This window comes from Streptomyces candidus (genome assembly GCF_014207445.1).
Classification (GTDB): Bacteria; Actinomycetota; Actinomycetes; order Streptomycetales; family Streptomycetaceae; genus Streptomyces; species Streptomyces candidus.
On record NZ_JACHEM010000004.1, the window covers coordinates 253321 to 267007 of the forward strand.

A 13687-nucleotide genomic window follows, 5' to 3' on the forward strand; every position below is an offset into this window, starting at 1 on the left:
GAAACCCATTTGCACTCGTCGAATCGCGCTCCGATCACCCCTCGGTAAGCTGACGGCATGACAGGACAAGTACGCACCGTCGACGGCCGCGTGGCCGGTCGACGCGGTCAGGCGACGCGGCAGAAGCTGCTCGACTGCCTCAGCGAAATGCTCAGCTCGTCCCCCTACCGGGACGTCAAAGTCATCGACGTGGCCCGCAAGGCCGGAACTTCGCCGGCGACCTTCTACCAGTACTTCCCCGACGTCGAGGGCGCCGTCCTCGACATCGCGGAGGAAATGGCCAAGGAAGGTGCGGGGTTGACCGACCTGGTCGCCGGCCGTTCCTGGGTCGGCAAGGCGGGGTGGGCCACCTCCGAGGAACTGGTGGACGGCTTCCTCGACTTCTGGCGCAGACACGACGCGATCCTGCGGGTCGTCGACCTCGGGGCGGCGGAGGGCGACAAGCGGTTCTACAAGATCCGCATGAGGATCCTGAACTCCGTCACCAACTCCCTTACGGACTCCGTGAAGGAGCTCCAGGCGAAGGGCAAGGTGGACAAGGACATCAGCCCGGCGGCGATGGCCGGTTCACTGGTCGCGATGCTCGCGGCCGTGGCCTCGCACCAGAAGGGCTTCACCACCTGGGGCGTCAAGCAGTCCGAACTGCGTCCAAACCTTGCTCAGTTGGTACACCTGGGCATTACCGGCAAGAAGCCCACCAAGTAGTACCCGTACCGGACGAACCCCCACGAAGTCCTGTCACCCGATGGCGGATCACACCCCTGTGGTCCGCCATCGGCGTTCCCGGGGGCGGAGTACCAGGAAGGCACGGGAGTGCGGTGGCTCTCCAGTCGGCATCGACGTCCACCGAAGGCGTCCCGGCCGTCGCCCGACGGCGCGTCATGCATTGACGCGACCAGCGCAACGCGCATACCGGAAAGCTGTGTTGGGCCGCCTGCTGCGGAACGGCGAACCTCCGTGAACACGGACGGCGGCGGCCTCTCCGCCCGCCGCCCGAGATGCGCGGACTGTTCGTTCTCGTCGAAGCGGTCAGGCAACTGCGGGGCCAGGCGGGTGAGGGTCAGGTCCGCAAGGCGGGGGCGCCTGCCGGGGATCGCCCTCGCCTCGGGCACCGGCGGCTGGTTCTGCTCGTCGGCGACGGTACTGCCGGGCCGCTGAGCACGCGAATCGTTCACCGCTGGACGCGCCGCGCACAGTGGTGCAGCAGCGCAGACTCCGCGCCCAGGAGGCGGTGCGCATCCACTGCTCGACGCCATGTGCACGCCGGCCGGCGCTGCGCGTGCCACGTGCAGGCAGTCCGGCGGACATGGACCTTGCACGAGGGCATCCGGCCCGTCGCGCCCGTCGCTCGCGCCCTGACGGCACAATCGCCCCATGAAGAACGCCGACGAAACCTCCCGCGACTTCCGTGCCCTGCTCCACTCCCTCCGCGTCTGGGACGGCGTCCACCTCCCGGTTTTCGACCCGCAGACCGCCCCCGCGAGCCCACTCCCCCTGTTCCGCGCCTGGCTCCGCGAAGCCGCCGAGGCAGGCCAGCCGGAACCCCACACGATGAGCCTCGCCACCGCCGACGCGGACGGTCGCCCCTCCGTCCGTACGGTCATGCTCCACGACGCCGACGACGACGGCTGGCACTTCGGTACCCATGCCACCAGCCGCAAGGGCCGCGAGCTCGCCGCCCGCCCGGACGCCGCGCTCGGCTTCTACTGGCAGGCCCTGGGCCGCCAGGTCCGCATCGAGGGGCAGGTCAGCTCCGGCACCCCGGAGGCCACCGCAGCGGACCTGCACGCCCGCTCGACGGGCGCGCTGGCCGCCGCCCTCACCGGCCGCATGAGCGAAGTCCTGTCCTCACGGGCGGAATTGGCCTCCGCTTCGCAGGCTGCCTGGTCCCGCGCGCAGGCCGAACCGACCGCGACCGCCCCGACCTGGACGCTGTACGCCCTGGCGGCCACGGAGGTCGAGTTCTTCCAGGGCGACGGGAAGCGGCAGCACGTACGGCTGCGCTACCGGCGCGAAGGCGGGTCGTGGGTACGCGAGTTGCTGTGGCCATGAGCATCACCGGCCGGGACGGCGCTCGGCCCGCGCAACCGGAACCGGCACCGCGCACTCCGGCGGGGCCCCCTCGTCCGCGGCACCGCGTACTCCGGCGGGGCCCCCTCGTCCGGACCCCGAACCACCCCCTCGCCCGTCCGGAACGCCACCTCCAGCTCCGCCCCCATCCGCAGTTCGCCCGCCGTGCTGCCGACGATCTCCGTCATCATTCACGAAACCAGTCCGATCGCGGCGTACCGGGACCAGGCCTGCCAGGACCTCGCGAGCAGCGCGACGACGGAGAGCAGCGCCGACGCCGCGTTCTGCCCCCGCTCGGCCCAGTCGTGGACAGCGCACCTCTGCATGCGTCCCTCGCTCCGAAGAGGCCTGCCTGACGGTGCGTCAGTAGCGCTCACGCGGTAGCCGTACGCAAGAGGCGCACCCCCGCCCGTATGCCCCACATCGGCGCTACGTGATCGATTCGCAACCGATTCCCCCCTCGCCCGAGACCCATCGCGCGACAGCGCGGATACGCTCACCACCCATGCCCCCCAACGCCCCCCGCCCCTCGGCCGCTTCCGCGATCACCACCACGAACGACCGTCCCGTGTACGTCATCGGCGGCGGACCGGGCGGCCTGGCGACAGCGGCGGCACTCCGCACCCGTGGCGTACGGGCCGTCGTGCTGGAGAAGTCGGACCAGGTGGGCGCCTCCTGGCGGAACCACTACGACTGCCTCCAGCTGCACACCACCCGGACGCTCTCCGCCCTGCCGGGGCTCAGGATGCCGCGGTCGTTCGGGCGCTGGGTCTCGCGCGACAACGTGGTCCGCTACCTGGAGAAGTACGTCGAGCACCACGAGCTGGAGATCGTCACGGGTGTCGAGGTGGCCCGCGTCGACCCGGCCGCCGACGGCACCGGCTGGGTGCTGCACGCGAGCGGCGGGCGCGAGCTGACCGGGGCCGCGGTCGTCGTCGCCACCGGCTACAACCACACGCCCCACCTGCCCGGGTGGCCCGGCCGCAGCGCCTACCCGGGCGAGCTGATCCACGCCGCCGCCTACCGCGACCCCACCCCCTACCGGGGCAAGGACGTGTTGGTCGTCGGGACGGGCAACACGGGTACGGACATCGCCGTCGACCTTGCCAAGGGCGGGGCGTCCCGGGTGCGCCTGGCCGTCCGCACCCCTCCCTACGTTCTGCGCCGCACCACGGCGGGCTGGCCCGCCCAGCGCACCGCCGTCCTGGTGCGCCACCTCCCGGCCGGCCTGGTGGACCGGATCGGTGACGTGCTGGTTCGCGTCTCCGTCCCCGACCTCTCCGCCCACGGGCTCCCCCGCGCCACCGGGGGTGTCTACACCCGGGTCCACGAGGGCGCGATCCCCGTCCAGGACGTGGGGATCGTCGCGGCGGTCCGCGCGGGCAAGGTCGAGCCCGTCGCCGCGCTCACCTCCTTCGACCCCGCGACCGGTGAGGCGGTCCTCAGCGACGGCACCCGTCTCGCCCCGGAAGCCGTGGTCGCCGCCACCGGCTACCGCCGGGCGCTGGAGGGCCTGGTCGGCCACCTCGGCGTCCTGGACGCCCGGGGCCGCCCCACCGTCCACGGCGCCCGCACCGCCCCCGGGGCTCCGGGCCTCCACTTCACCGGCTTCACCAACCCGATCTCCGGCATGCTCCGCGAAATGGCCCGCGACGCGGACCGCATCGCCCGGACCGTGGAACGAAGCCGCACGCGCGCCCGCACCTAGAACCCGCCCGCCACGACCCCCGACCGGCATCCCGCCCGGCGACCCCGACCAAAACCCATGCGCCCGGGCCGCATTCCCGGCCTCGCGGCGGGACGCACTCCACACAACGGTCGCCGCAAGCGAAACCATGCCTCCCACCCCGTTCCTGACGGACCGTCATTTCGGTCACCTGCTCTTCCACCGGGCAGATTCGCCACCCTCGGCAGGTAAGGACACCCCTCATGCCGTCCGCTGCTTCACGGTCGGCCTCCGGATGATCAGGGCCATCAGCGCCGCCGCCGCGCACAGTGCGCCCGACGCGTACCAGACCACGCTGTACGACCCGAACACGTCTCGGGCCAGGCCGCCGAGGAAGGCGACCAGGGCCGCCCCCACCTGGTGCGAGGCGAGCACCCAGCCGAAGACGATCGCGCTGTCCGCTCCGAAGTACTCGCGGCACAGGGCGATGGTCGGCGGGACGGTGGCCACCCAGTCCAGGCCGTAGAAGACGATGAAGAAGAGCATCGGGGTGTTGACGGTGGGGGCGAGGAGTATGGGGAGGAAGAGGAGCGAGATGCCGCGCAGGGCGTAGTAGACGGCGAGCAGGCGGCGGGGCTCGAAGCGGTCGGTGAACCAGCCGGACGCGATCGTGCCGATGATGTCGAAGACACCGATGACGGCGAGCAGTCCGGCCGCCGCGGTGACCGGCATTCCGTGATCGTGCGCGGCGGGCACGAAGTGTGTCTTGACCAGTCCGTTCGTGGACGCGCCGCAGATCGCGAAAGTGCCGGCGAGCAGCCAGAACGGGCCCGTACGGGCGGCCGAGAACAGGACGGTGACCGCGCGCCGGGCAGCCCCCGGGACGGGCGGCGGCTTGGGCACGAAGTCCGGTGACCCGTAGGGAGCCAGGCCGACGTCCGCCGGGTGGTCGCGCAGCAGCAGCCATACGAACGGGACGACGACCAGCGCGGCGAGCGCGACGGTGATCGAGGCGGGCCGCCAGCCGTGGTCCTTCATGAGCCAGGCCAGCAGGGGGAGGAAGACGAGTTGGCCGGAAGCGCCCGCCGCCGTGAGGATTCCGGTGACCAGCCCCCGGCGGGCCACGAACCACCGGTTGGTGACCGTCGCCGCGAAGGCGAGCGCCATCGAGCCGCTGCCCAGGCCCACCAGCACGCCCCAGAACAGCACCAGTTGCCAGGCCTCGGTCATGGTGACGGTCAGCGCCGAGCCGACCGCGATGACCGTCAGCGCGCAGGCGACCACCCGTCGGATGCCGAACCGGTCCATCAGCGCGGCGGCGAAGGGCGCGGTCAGCCCGTACAGCGCCAGGTTGACCGAGACCGCGAACCCGATCGTGCCGCGCGACCAATTGAATTCGCGGTGCAACGGCTCGATGAGCAGACCCGGAAGCGAGGCGAAGCCCGCGGCCCCGATGATCGTCACGAAGGCGACGACCGCGACGAACCAGGCGCGGTGCATACGAGGCCGCTTGCGGAGCCCGCCACGGCCACCGGGCACATCGCCGAGCGCGACATCGAAGGGCACAGCGTCACTGGGCGGCACACTGCTGGGCGCCTCAGCACCGGAGGGCACACCCGCAGGCACCCCGGAACCGGTCGGCACGCCCGACAATTCCTCCGGCGGCGCACTGGGCGCCTCACCGGGCAGCACCCTCGGAGGCACGGCGTCACCGCATGCCGCCCCCGTGGACGCGGGCCCTGTGGGCGGGAGCCCCGTGGGCGGGGGCCCGTTGGGCGCGGGTCCCTTGAGCTGGGCGTCTGCGGGCGCGGGCCCCGTGAGCAGGGCGTCTGCGGGCGCGGGCCCCGTGAGCAGGGCGTCTGCGGGCTGGGGGGACGGAGTCGTCTGTGTCACGCCCTCAGCATCCGGACCCAAGTCCCCCCGATCGAGTGGCCCGAAGGACAGCATTCGCTACGATCGGGCCATGAGTGCCGCTCCCCACGCCACCGAGCGTCCGCGACAGACTCCGCACCGGGTCGCCGTCCTCGCCCTTCCGGAAGTCATCCCGTTCGAGCTGGGCATCCCGCACCGGATCTTCGGCCGTTCCTACGCCGCCGACGGCTCGCCCCTCTACGAGGTAACCACCTTCGGCATCCGGCCGGGCCAACTGGTCTCCACGCAAGCGGACTTCAAGCTGCTCGTCGAGCACGGGCCGGAGGTCCTCGCCACCGCCGACACGGTAATGATCCCGGCCGCGTACGAGCCCGCCCAGCTTTACCAGGAGGGCCGCCTCCCGGAGGAGATCGCCGCCCTCTTCCGGCACGTACGCCCCGGCACCCGCATGGCGTCCATCTGTACCGGAGGTTTCGTCCTGGCGGCGGCCGGCTACCTCGACGGCCGCCGCGCCACCACGCACTGGCACTGGGCGGAGACCTTCCAACGCCTCTTCCCCGCCGTCCACGTCGACCCGGAGGTGCTGTACGTCGACGAGGGCGACGTCCTCACCTCGGCGGGCGTCGCCGCAGGCATCGACCTGTGCGTGCACATGGTGCGGCGGGACTTCGGGGCGGCGGTGGCCAACGACGTGGCCCGGCGGAGCGTCGTCCCGCCGCACCGTGCCGGCGGGCAGTCCCAGTACGTCCGGCGCCCGGTCCCGGAGCCCCAGCTGGCGACGACGACGACGGCCCGCGCATGGGCGCTGGGCCGTCTGCACGAGCCGATCCAGCTGCGTGACATGGCGGAGCAGGAGGCGATGTCCGTACGGACGTTCACGCGCCGCTTCCGCGAGGAGGCCGGCGTCAGCCCCGGTCAGTGGCTGGCGCAGCAACGGGTGGAACGTGCACGCCATCTGCTGGAGTCCAGCGACCTGTCGATCGACCAGGTGGCCCGGGAAGCCGGTTTCGGCACCGCCCAGTCGATGCGCCAGCACCTACAGTCCGCACTCGGCGTCCCGCCGACCGTCTACCGCCGCACCTTCCGCACCGGCCCCGGCCAGGCGCATCCGCGCGCGTAGCCGCGAGCCCCGCCGCTCCCCCACGGCCGAGGCGGCGGTCAGCACCAGGCACAGCGCGGCGCCCGCGAGGATCGCCGTCGACGGCGCGGCCACGCTCTGCACCACGCCCGCCAGTACGGCACTCGCCGCATACCCGGCGCCCACGGCCGCGTACATCATCGAGTACCCGGCGGCGAAGGCGCTCGGCGGCAGGGCGTTCTTCAGGGACAGGCCGCGCGCGATCTGGACGCCCGACTGGAGCAGCCCGGCCACCACCAGGGCGGCGGCGATCCCTCCGGCCACCGGAGCCACCGCACTCGCGCCCACCACCAGCGCCACGGCCACCAGCAGCACCAGGGACTGCCGTTCCGGGCTGCCGGGCCAGGTCCTCAGGCCGTAGAGGTACGCCCCGACGGCACCGGCGAGCGCGTACGCGGCGAGCATCGGGCCCGCCCAGCCGAGGGCGATGCCGCGCTGTTCGAGGAGGGCGGGCAGGACGAGTTCGGCGAGGGCCAGGAGGGAGAGGCCGGCCGCGCCGGTCAGGTACAGCGGCCAGACCGCGGCGAGGGTGCGCGCCATGGAAACGCCCCCACGGTCCGTCTCGTCGGCCGGCCAGCCGACGGGCAGTGCCCACAGGCCCGCCGTCGCCAGCGCCATCAGCACGGCGGCCAGCACCATCGGCACCACCGGGTCGACGCCGAGCGCCAGCCAGGTGGCGAGCGCGGGCGAGGCCGCCCACACCCCGTAGCTCACGATGGCGTCCGCACTGAACGCCTGCGCGACCCCGTCCTCCGGCACCAGCGAGGTCAGCAGCGCGCGGAAGCCGCCGGGCACCGCTCCCGGCGCGGCCCCCGCCACCGCCGCGAGCACGCCCAGGACCAGGGGGTGCGCCTGCGCGCCCAGGCCGAGTCCGGCGAAGGCCAGCGCGCCGACGGTGAGACCGAGGGCCATCGCGTACCGCGCCCGTGCGGCCTTCAGCCGGGGGCCGAGCAGGGAGGCCCCGGCCACCTCGCCGATGACGTACACCGCTGCGAGGGCCGCCCCCAGGCTGTATCCCCCTGGCCGCTCACGCACCAGCAGCACCACGGCGAGCGGCGCCATCGCGACCGGCAGACGGGCGGCGACCGTGACGGCGGCCAGGGTGATCACGGGGCGGGTCACGAGGTCGCGATAGCTCATGCGTTCGAGAATAGGGGGGCGAGAGGGGACATGATCAAGTGATTTCGGGCTGCCGGACGGCACAGCGCTGACCAAGCATCAGGAGCGGGGGCGCCCTGCCGTACGCCTCGCACTCCGGGAAGATCTACAACGGCCGGTCCGCCTGCATCGTCACCGGGCACGCCCGCGCCGCGCTCAGCGGCATCGACAAGGTCCGGCGCGTCGTCCCGCGCGGCGGTGCTGCTGGACGTGGCGCGGTCGCACGGAGCCGACCGGCTGCCGGGCGGCCACGCCGTGACGCCCCAAGACCTGGAAGCGGGCCAGGAGTTCACGTCGGTCCCGATCCTCTGGACGCTCGCCGGAATCCGTACCGGAGCCATCGGAAACCGCGGGCGGGTGCGTCGCGGCCGATGCCGTACAGCCGCTGACGGAGGCCGCCGCACAGATGCGACGGCCCACCGTTCCGTGCCGACCCGCCTTCGCCGAGGGCCGGGTTCCGCCGGCCGTCCGGGAACCCTCGTCGTACCTCGGCATCCCCTCGCGGCGAATCGTTCACCCCAGGGTGATCAGAACGCCACCCCGCGTCAACGCCGGCTCGGCACCGTGTCCGTCATGCCAGGTGGGTGACGGCGCACGACGGCTCGTACAGCCCGGTCCCCGATGGGTCCGAGTGCGCCCCTTCCCCGGCCGCGGTCCGGCGGTCCACCTCGCACCAGATCCGTTTGCCGGTGCCCTCGACCTGCCAGCCCCACCGGTCGGCGAGTCCGTCGACCAGTTCCAGGCCGCGCCCGTTGGTGTCGTCGCCCTCGGCGTGCCGGGGCCGGGGCGGGCACGCGCTGACGTCCGCGACCTCCACCCGTACCGTGCCGCCGCAGGACACCGCCTCCAGCCCGGTCCCGGTTGCCGGAACCGCCCCGGAACCGGTACCCGGGCAGGGCGCCGAGCCCGCCCCCGGCTCCGCACGAACGGAACCGGAGTCGCCGCCGGCCGCCGCGTCCGCCTCGTCCCCGGGGAAGAGCATCCGCAGCACGGCAGGACAGCCCGTGTGCACGACCGCGTTGGTCACCAGCTCGGAAATGAGCAGGATCAGCGTCTCGGCGAGCGACTCGTCGACCGCTATGCCCGCCCCGGCCAGCCGGGACCGTGCCCATCTACGGGCCCGCCCCACCTCCGCGGGGTCGGCCCCGACCTCCAACTGCATCTGAAGCACCTGCACCGCTCACACCATCCGAACCGGCGGACACAACGCCTCGTGTCTCCTCAGGGTCACGGAACGTGATTCCCTTACGAGACAGCATGGTTGACGCATCGTCACCGCAACAAGCGCTTCAGGCATATTCCAGCGCGAAGGAGTACGCATCCTGCATACTGTGCGACGCACGCTGCGGGGAGTCGAACGTGGGCGCTTGTGGCGCGTCCGTCCGACGCGAGCAGCGGCGCTCTCGCAGCGCGTCGCCCGGTCCGGAGCCGCCATACAGACCGCACCGGGAAGACCACGCTTCACCACCACTCGCATCTGCGGAGCGTACCCGAGCCGGGGCCCGACTCCTGCCCGTGACGACTCCTGAGAAGGACACAACCCGGTATCGACGCAGGGTGACCTCTTCTGCCGCTACCTTTGCCCACCGGACCGAACCGCCTTCCCGTTTGGCCCGGTTGCTCCCGAAGCGGCCGATCACACCTGATCAGCGGGCCCGCCGTGGCGGCCCTCGGCCGCCCCACCGGTCGGCGTCGGCGAGCAGATCGGCCGCCGGCTCCTCCTCCGCCCGCACCCTCGTCGGCCCCCGCCCGGCCCGTACCCGTGCTCGCTTCAGGTGCAGGTGTACGTCGTACTCCCAGGTGAAGCCGGTGCCGCCGTGGACCTGGAGGCAGTCGCGGGCGTTGCCCTGCGCGGCTTCGTCGGCGAGCAGCCCGGCGGCCGTGATCTCGACGAGCGCCCCGGCGACGGCGGCGGCGTACACGGCGGTCCTGGCCGGCTCGGCTCGGCTCGGCCCGTACCAGCATCCCCGCGCACAGGTGTTCCACGGCCTGGAAACCGGCGGCCGGCTGTCCGAACTGTGTTGGTGTGAAGGGGTCTTGAGCGGCGAGGTCCACCGTGCGGGCCGCGCTTCCGCACGGTTCGGCGGCGGTGAGGAGGACCGCTTCGGGGAGGCCCAGGCCGACCCCGCCCGCTCGACGCGTACGACGCCCTGGCGGACGCGGACCCCGGGCTGCTGCCGCCCGCCCCGACGACGGCACGTCCGTACGGTGGAACTACTGGACCTCGGGGACGACCGCCGATCCCCGCGGCGTGCCGCACACCGACCGCTCCCTCCTCGCGGGCGGATCGTGCCTGGCGCACGCACTGCGGCTGCGCGCCGACGGCAACGTTGGCCGGATATCGCCGCCACCGGGTGCCCGTGGCGGGCGGGGAGTCGACGCTGCCGGACGTCGTGCCGTACCTGCGCGGGGCGGGACTCGCCGCGTACAAACTGCCCGAGCGGCTGGAGGCGGTCGGCGCGATGCCGAGGAACGAGACACTGCGCAAGGTGCTCGAGTACCGGCTGAGGGAGCGGTCCGGCGGCTGAGCCGGACCGCTCCCTCACGGCACGGGGGTGCCGCGCCCCGGGCGGGATGCCTACCGCAGGTCCGGGCCGTCCAGCGTGTAGTACACGGCGAAGGCGTTCATGGTCTCCTCCTCGGTGATGCGGCCGTCCCCGTCCGCGTCCAGGGCGGCGGCCACCCGCTCGGCGACCTGCTCGTCCGCGCCCAGGACCCGCAGCAGTCTGGTGGCCGACCGGACGGTGAGCCCGTCCCCCTCGTCGTCCGCCGACGCCGCGATCTCGATCGCCGACCGCAGGAAGGGGCGGGCGATCTCGGCGAACCGCTGGGGATTGTCGCTCAGGCGCTTGACCGCGCCCCTCACGAACTCGCCGCGGGTCACCCGCTGGTCGCCGTCCACGTCGGCGATTCCGGCCATGCCCTGCCAGAACGCCTCGGCGCCGCTGTAAAGGGCCTGCCCCTTGTCGCAGCGGGCGGTGGTGTCGAACTCGGCAAGAATGGCGGCGGCCGCGGCACTGAAGTCCTCGCGGTCGATGTAACCGTTGCCGTCCTGGTCGAAGGAGGCGAAACGGGCCGCTGTCTTGCGCTCGTACTCTGCGCTGTCCATGCAGGCGAGGGTACGTGCTGGGGGTGGGACGAGGCAGGTTGTGCGCGGAAATCATCCCGGAGAGGAGACCTCGGACACCAGGCCGACACCGCGGAACGGGCCTGGGCCGGGCGCCCGCGGGGCTTCAGGCGGACAGGGACTGCGCCGAGTCGTCCACGGCCGTCTCCACGTCCGGGAACACCTCGAACAGACGGCGCACGCCGAGGGCGGCGAGGACCCGGTTGACGTGGCTGCCGTCAACCGCGCCGTGCGCCGGGAGGATCAGCCGCAGACTGCCCTGGCAGGAACGCATCAGCCGACGGGCCGCGATCAGCACGCCGACCCCGCTGGAGTCGCAGAACAGCACGTCCGTCAGGTCGAGCACCACCTGGTGCCGGCCGTCCGCGACGGCGTGGTGCACGTGCTGACGGACGGCGGGCGAGGTCACCAGGTCGAGTTCGCCGGAGATGTGCAGCACGGCCCAGCTGCCGTGCTCTGCCTCTTTCACCTTCAGCGTCACGCGTCGGACCTTTCGCCTAACCGGAAGTAGACCTTCCTCAACGCGGCTTCCCTACCGCCCCTCCATGAAACACCGCCTTGCCGTGCGCCACGTCGGCAGGAGGTGCGCAATGACCGGATCGCTGCCGTCCCGGACCCCGTACGGGACGCACTTGCCACAATGGGGCATGCGCCGTCCGGTCCGCGCACTACATTCGAAGGAGCAGGGGCACGGGGCAGGTGGGGAAGTCGTACGGGTTGCCCGTACGGCGGCGTCGTACGGGGAGGGGGAGCCGGATGGCGAAGGACGCACCTCCGCGCTGGGACCGCAGGATGCAGCAGCGGCTGGCGCGGGGCGAGGCAGCCGCACTCGGTGAGCTGTACGACCGGTTCGCGTCCCTGGTGCACAGCCTGGCGCACCGGGTGCTGGACGACGAGGACGCGGCCGACCAGATCACCCGGGAGGTCTTCGGTCACGTCTGGGAGAACCCGCACGCGTACGACCCGAAGGAGGGCTCCATGCGTGCCTGGATAGCCCGGCTCACCAACCGCCGCGCCGTGCACCGGCTGCGGCAGTCGGAGTCGGCGGCGCTCGCGGACGGCGGGGGCACGGCCGAGGAACTGGAGCTGAAGGTGGACCGGGCGGCGGCCGTGGCGCGCGCGGACTACATCGTCACGTCGATGCCAGCTCCCCTGCGGGAGGCCCTGGAACTCGCGTACTTCAAACGCTTCGACTACCGGCAGACCGCCCGCCGGCTGGGCGTCACCGAGGACGAGGCCCGCCGCAGGCTGCGGCTCGGCCTGCAACTGCTCTCGACCGCCCACACGGCCCGCGGCGTCGGCGGCCAGGAGTACGGGAGCGCCCGGTGAGCGGCACCCCGGAAACGACGACCACGGGCCCGGCGCACCCCGGAACACCGGAACAACCTCCCGTACGGGACGCGCCCGCCGTACGGGAGGCGCACGCCGGACAGGACGGGAGCGCCGTACGGGAGGCGCACGCCGGACGGGACGCGCCCGCCGTACGGGAGGCGCACGCCGGACAGGACGGGAGCGCCGCCGGTTCCGGCGGCGGTGGCGGCGGGGTCGGCGATCCGCACCGCGTCCTCAAGTCCCTCCTCGGCGCCTGGGCGCTGGCCGCCTGCTCCCCCGAGGAGACCCTCGCCGTCGAGGAGCACCTCACCGACTGCGGCTCCTGCGCGGAGGAGGCGGTGCGGCTGCGGGACGCGGTCGGCCTGCTCCAGACCGAGCGCGGACTCGACCTCGACCCGCAGCTCCGCTCCCGCGTCCTGGCCACCTGTCTCAACCGCCGCCCGGCCCGTGTCCCGGTGCCCGCCTGGGCACAGCCCTACGACACCGAGACGGCCCGCCTGGACGCCCTGCTGTCGGACATCGACCCCGGCGAGTGGCACGCCCCCGTGCAGCTGCGCTGGTTCGAGGAGGAACGGCAGGTACGGCGCAAGGCGACCGTCGTCTCGGTCATCGGCCACCTGATGACGGTCGACGGACTCGTGGCCGCCGCCCTCGGACTCGACGACCCCCTCGGCATGGCCGGTGACGGGGACCCCACCAGCCGTACGGAGACGTACTGGCTGAACGCCCGGCAGCCGCCCACCCTCACCGTCCGCGGCCCGTGGCGCGAACAGAGCCACACCCTGCTGCGCACGGTGTCCTTCGCGGGCGGCGGGGCCGCGGAACTGGGCGTGTCCTACGGCGCTTTCACGCTGCCCCTCGAAGACGCGCTGCTGGAGCGGGCCTTCGAGTGCTGGGTGCACGCCGACGACATCGCGCGGGCCGTGGACTACCCGTACGAGCCGCCGACCGGCGCCCATCTGCACAAGCTGATCGACCTGGCCGCCCGGCTGCTCCCCGGCACGCTCGCCGCCCGCCGCCGGGCCGGACTCGCCGCGCCCGCGCAGTCGCTCGTCACGGCGGGCTCACCGGGCCGCACGCTGCACCTGGAGGTGGAGGGGCCCGGTGGCGGCGACTGGTGGATCCCGCTGGACTCCCCCGCCGCCGTCGGCTCCGCGGACCGCAAGGTGGCGCACATCGCGCTGGACGGCGTCGAGTTCTGCCAGCTCGCCGCCGGACACGTCTCGCCCCAGGAAGCCGCGGCGGGCCAGCTCGGCGACCGGACGGCGGTGCGGGACGTGCTGTTCGCGGCGGCGTCGCTGTCGCGGCTGTGAAGCCGCGGGCA

Annotated in this window: 13 protein-coding genes and 3 pseudogenes; 9 read left to right on the forward strand and 7 right to left on the reverse strand. The window is 72.9% G+C overall.

The features are described 5' to 3' along the window. The first annotated feature begins 57 nt into the window (after positions 1–57). The 3 genes and pseudogenes from HNQ79_RS09865 (at position 58) to HNQ79_RS09870 (ending at position 2052) form a co-directional block, all read left to right on the forward strand. Positions 58–705: a TetR family transcriptional regulator gene (locus HNQ79_RS09865; protein WP_185029155.1), complete on the forward strand. Its 648-nt coding sequence runs from the start codon at positions 58–60 to the stop codon at positions 703–705. A 252-nt stretch (positions 706–957) separates the two neighbouring features. Then, positions 958–1158: pseudogene (locus tag HNQ79_RS33595) on the forward strand (thiolase C-terminal domain-containing protein); the annotation flags it as partial. Between the two features lie 216 nt (positions 1159–1374). Next, entirely contained in the window at positions 1375–2052 is a 678-nt protein-coding gene (locus HNQ79_RS09870; protein ID WP_185029157.1) for a pyridoxine/pyridoxamine 5'-phosphate oxidase, read from the forward strand. 209 nt (positions 2053–2261) lie between these two features. Here HNQ79_RS09870 and HNQ79_RS33600 read toward each other — a convergent pair whose 3' ends face one another. After that, positions 2262–2396 (reverse strand): hypothetical protein, encoded by a 135-nt coding sequence (locus tag HNQ79_RS33600; RefSeq protein ID WP_373312563.1) that lies wholly within the window; start codon positions 2394–2396, stop codon positions 2262–2264. A 179-nt stretch (positions 2397–2575) separates the two neighbouring features. Here HNQ79_RS33600 and HNQ79_RS09875 point away from each other — a divergent pair, with 179 nt between their 5' ends. Further along, positions 2576–3778 (forward strand): flavin-containing monooxygenase, encoded by a 1203-nt coding sequence (locus tag HNQ79_RS09875; RefSeq protein WP_185029159.1) that lies wholly within the window; start codon positions 2576–2578, stop codon positions 3776–3778. 219 nt (positions 3779–3997) lie between these two features. Here the strand turns inward: HNQ79_RS09875 and HNQ79_RS09880 are convergent, their stop codons facing one another. Beyond that, positions 3998–5236 carry an MFS transporter gene (locus tag HNQ79_RS09880; protein ID WP_185029573.1) on the reverse strand — a complete coding sequence of 413 codons (1239 nt, stop codon included), beginning with the start codon at positions 5234–5236 and terminating at the stop codon, positions 3998–4000. Between the two features lie 463 nt (positions 5237–5699). Here HNQ79_RS09880 and HNQ79_RS09885 point away from each other — a divergent pair, with 463 nt between their 5' ends. Further along, positions 5700–6728: a GlxA family transcriptional regulator gene (locus HNQ79_RS09885; RefSeq protein ID WP_185029161.1), complete on the forward strand. Its 1029-nt coding sequence runs from the start codon at positions 5700–5702 to the stop codon at positions 6726–6728. Here the strand turns inward: HNQ79_RS09885 and HNQ79_RS09890 are convergent. The 3 genes and pseudogenes from HNQ79_RS09890 to HNQ79_RS34940 form a co-directional block, all read right to left on the reverse strand. Beyond that, entirely contained in the window at positions 6645–7886 is a 1242-nt protein-coding gene (locus HNQ79_RS09890) for an MFS transporter (RefSeq protein ID WP_185029164.1), read from the reverse strand. The genes HNQ79_RS09885 and HNQ79_RS09890 overlap by 84 nt on opposite strands. A gap of 589 nt (positions 7887–8475) precedes the next feature. Next, positions 8476–9081 carry an ATP-binding protein gene (locus tag HNQ79_RS09895; RefSeq protein ID WP_185029167.1) on the reverse strand — a complete coding sequence of 202 codons (606 nt, stop codon included), beginning with the start codon at positions 9079–9081 and terminating at the stop codon, positions 8476–8478. Positions 9082–9550: 469 nt separating this feature from the next. Beyond that, a pseudogene (locus tag HNQ79_RS34940) lies at positions 9551–10010 on the reverse strand (acyl-CoA dehydrogenase family protein); the annotation flags it as partial. 29 nt (positions 10011–10039) lie between these two features. On the opposite strand from HNQ79_RS34940, the pseudogene HNQ79_RS33610 reads away from it, so the two are divergent. Both HNQ79_RS33610 and HNQ79_RS09905 read left to right on the forward strand, forming a co-directional pair. Continuing rightward, positions 10040–10254 (forward strand): annotated as a pseudogene (locus HNQ79_RS33610) (cyclohexanecarboxylate-CoA ligase); the annotation flags it as partial. Next, the gene (locus HNQ79_RS09905) at positions 10235–10432 is read left to right on the forward strand and encodes a hypothetical protein (protein ID WP_185029169.1); all 198 of its coding nucleotides are present in this window, start codon (positions 10235–10237) and stop codon (positions 10430–10432) included. The pseudogene HNQ79_RS33610 and the gene HNQ79_RS09905, both read left to right, overlap by 20 nt. Positions 10433–10482: 50 nt before the next feature. Here the strand turns inward: HNQ79_RS09905 and HNQ79_RS09910 are convergent, their stop codons facing one another. Then, positions 10483–11013: an EF-hand domain-containing protein gene (locus tag HNQ79_RS09910; protein WP_185029171.1), complete on the reverse strand. Its 531-nt coding sequence runs from the start codon at positions 11011–11013 to the stop codon at positions 10483–10485. Between the two features lie 124 nt (positions 11014–11137). Beyond that, entirely contained in the window at positions 11138–11512 is a 375-nt protein-coding gene (locus HNQ79_RS09915) for an STAS domain-containing protein (protein ID WP_185029173.1), read from the reverse strand. 275 nt (positions 11513–11787) lie between these two features. On the opposite strand from HNQ79_RS09915, the gene HNQ79_RS09920 reads away from it, so the two are divergent. Continuing rightward, complete coding sequence (locus HNQ79_RS09920) at positions 11788–12360, forward strand: sigma-70 family RNA polymerase sigma factor (protein WP_185029175.1); 573 nt, start codon at positions 11788–11790, stop codon at positions 12358–12360. Then, positions 12357–13676, forward strand: a complete 1320-nt coding sequence (locus HNQ79_RS09925; RefSeq protein ID WP_185029177.1) for a zf-HC2 domain-containing protein — start codon at positions 12357–12359, stop codon at positions 13674–13676. Before HNQ79_RS09920 ends, HNQ79_RS09925 begins: the two co-directional genes overlap by 4 nt. Positions 13677–13687: the final 11 nt, after the last annotated feature.

Excerpts from the sequence above, each read along its gene's own strand:
- HNQ79_RS09865 (WP_185029155.1), top strand. The coding sequence starts at position 58 with ATGACAGGACAAGTACGCACCGTCGACGGCCGCGTGGCCGGTCGACGC.
- HNQ79_RS09870 (WP_185029157.1), top strand. The coding sequence starts at position 1,375 with ATGAAGAACGCCGACGAAACCTCCCGCGACTTCCGTGCCCTGCTCCAC.
- HNQ79_RS33600 (WP_373312563.1), bottom strand. The coding sequence starts at position 2,396 with ATGCAGAGGTGCGCTGTCCACGACTGGGCCGAGCGGGGGCAGAACGCG.
- HNQ79_RS09875 (WP_185029159.1), top strand. The coding sequence starts at position 2,576 with ATGCCCCCCAACGCCCCCCGCCCCTCGGCCGCTTCCGCGATCACCACC.
- HNQ79_RS09880 (WP_185029573.1), bottom strand. The coding sequence starts at position 5,236 with ATGCACCGCGCCTGGTTCGTCGCGGTCGTCGCCTTCGTGACGATCATC.
- HNQ79_RS09885 (WP_185029161.1), top strand. The coding sequence starts at position 5,700 with ATGAGTGCCGCTCCCCACGCCACCGAGCGTCCGCGACAGACTCCGCAC.
- HNQ79_RS09890 (WP_185029164.1), bottom strand. The coding sequence starts at position 7,886 with ATGAGCTATCGCGACCTCGTGACCCGCCCCGTGATCACCCTGGCCGCC.
- HNQ79_RS09910 (WP_185029171.1), bottom strand. The coding sequence starts at position 11,013 with ATGGACAGCGCAGAGTACGAGCGCAAGACAGCGGCCCGTTTCGCCTCC.
- HNQ79_RS09920 (WP_185029175.1), top strand. The coding sequence starts at position 11,788 with ATGGCGAAGGACGCACCTCCGCGCTGGGACCGCAGGATGCAGCAGCGG.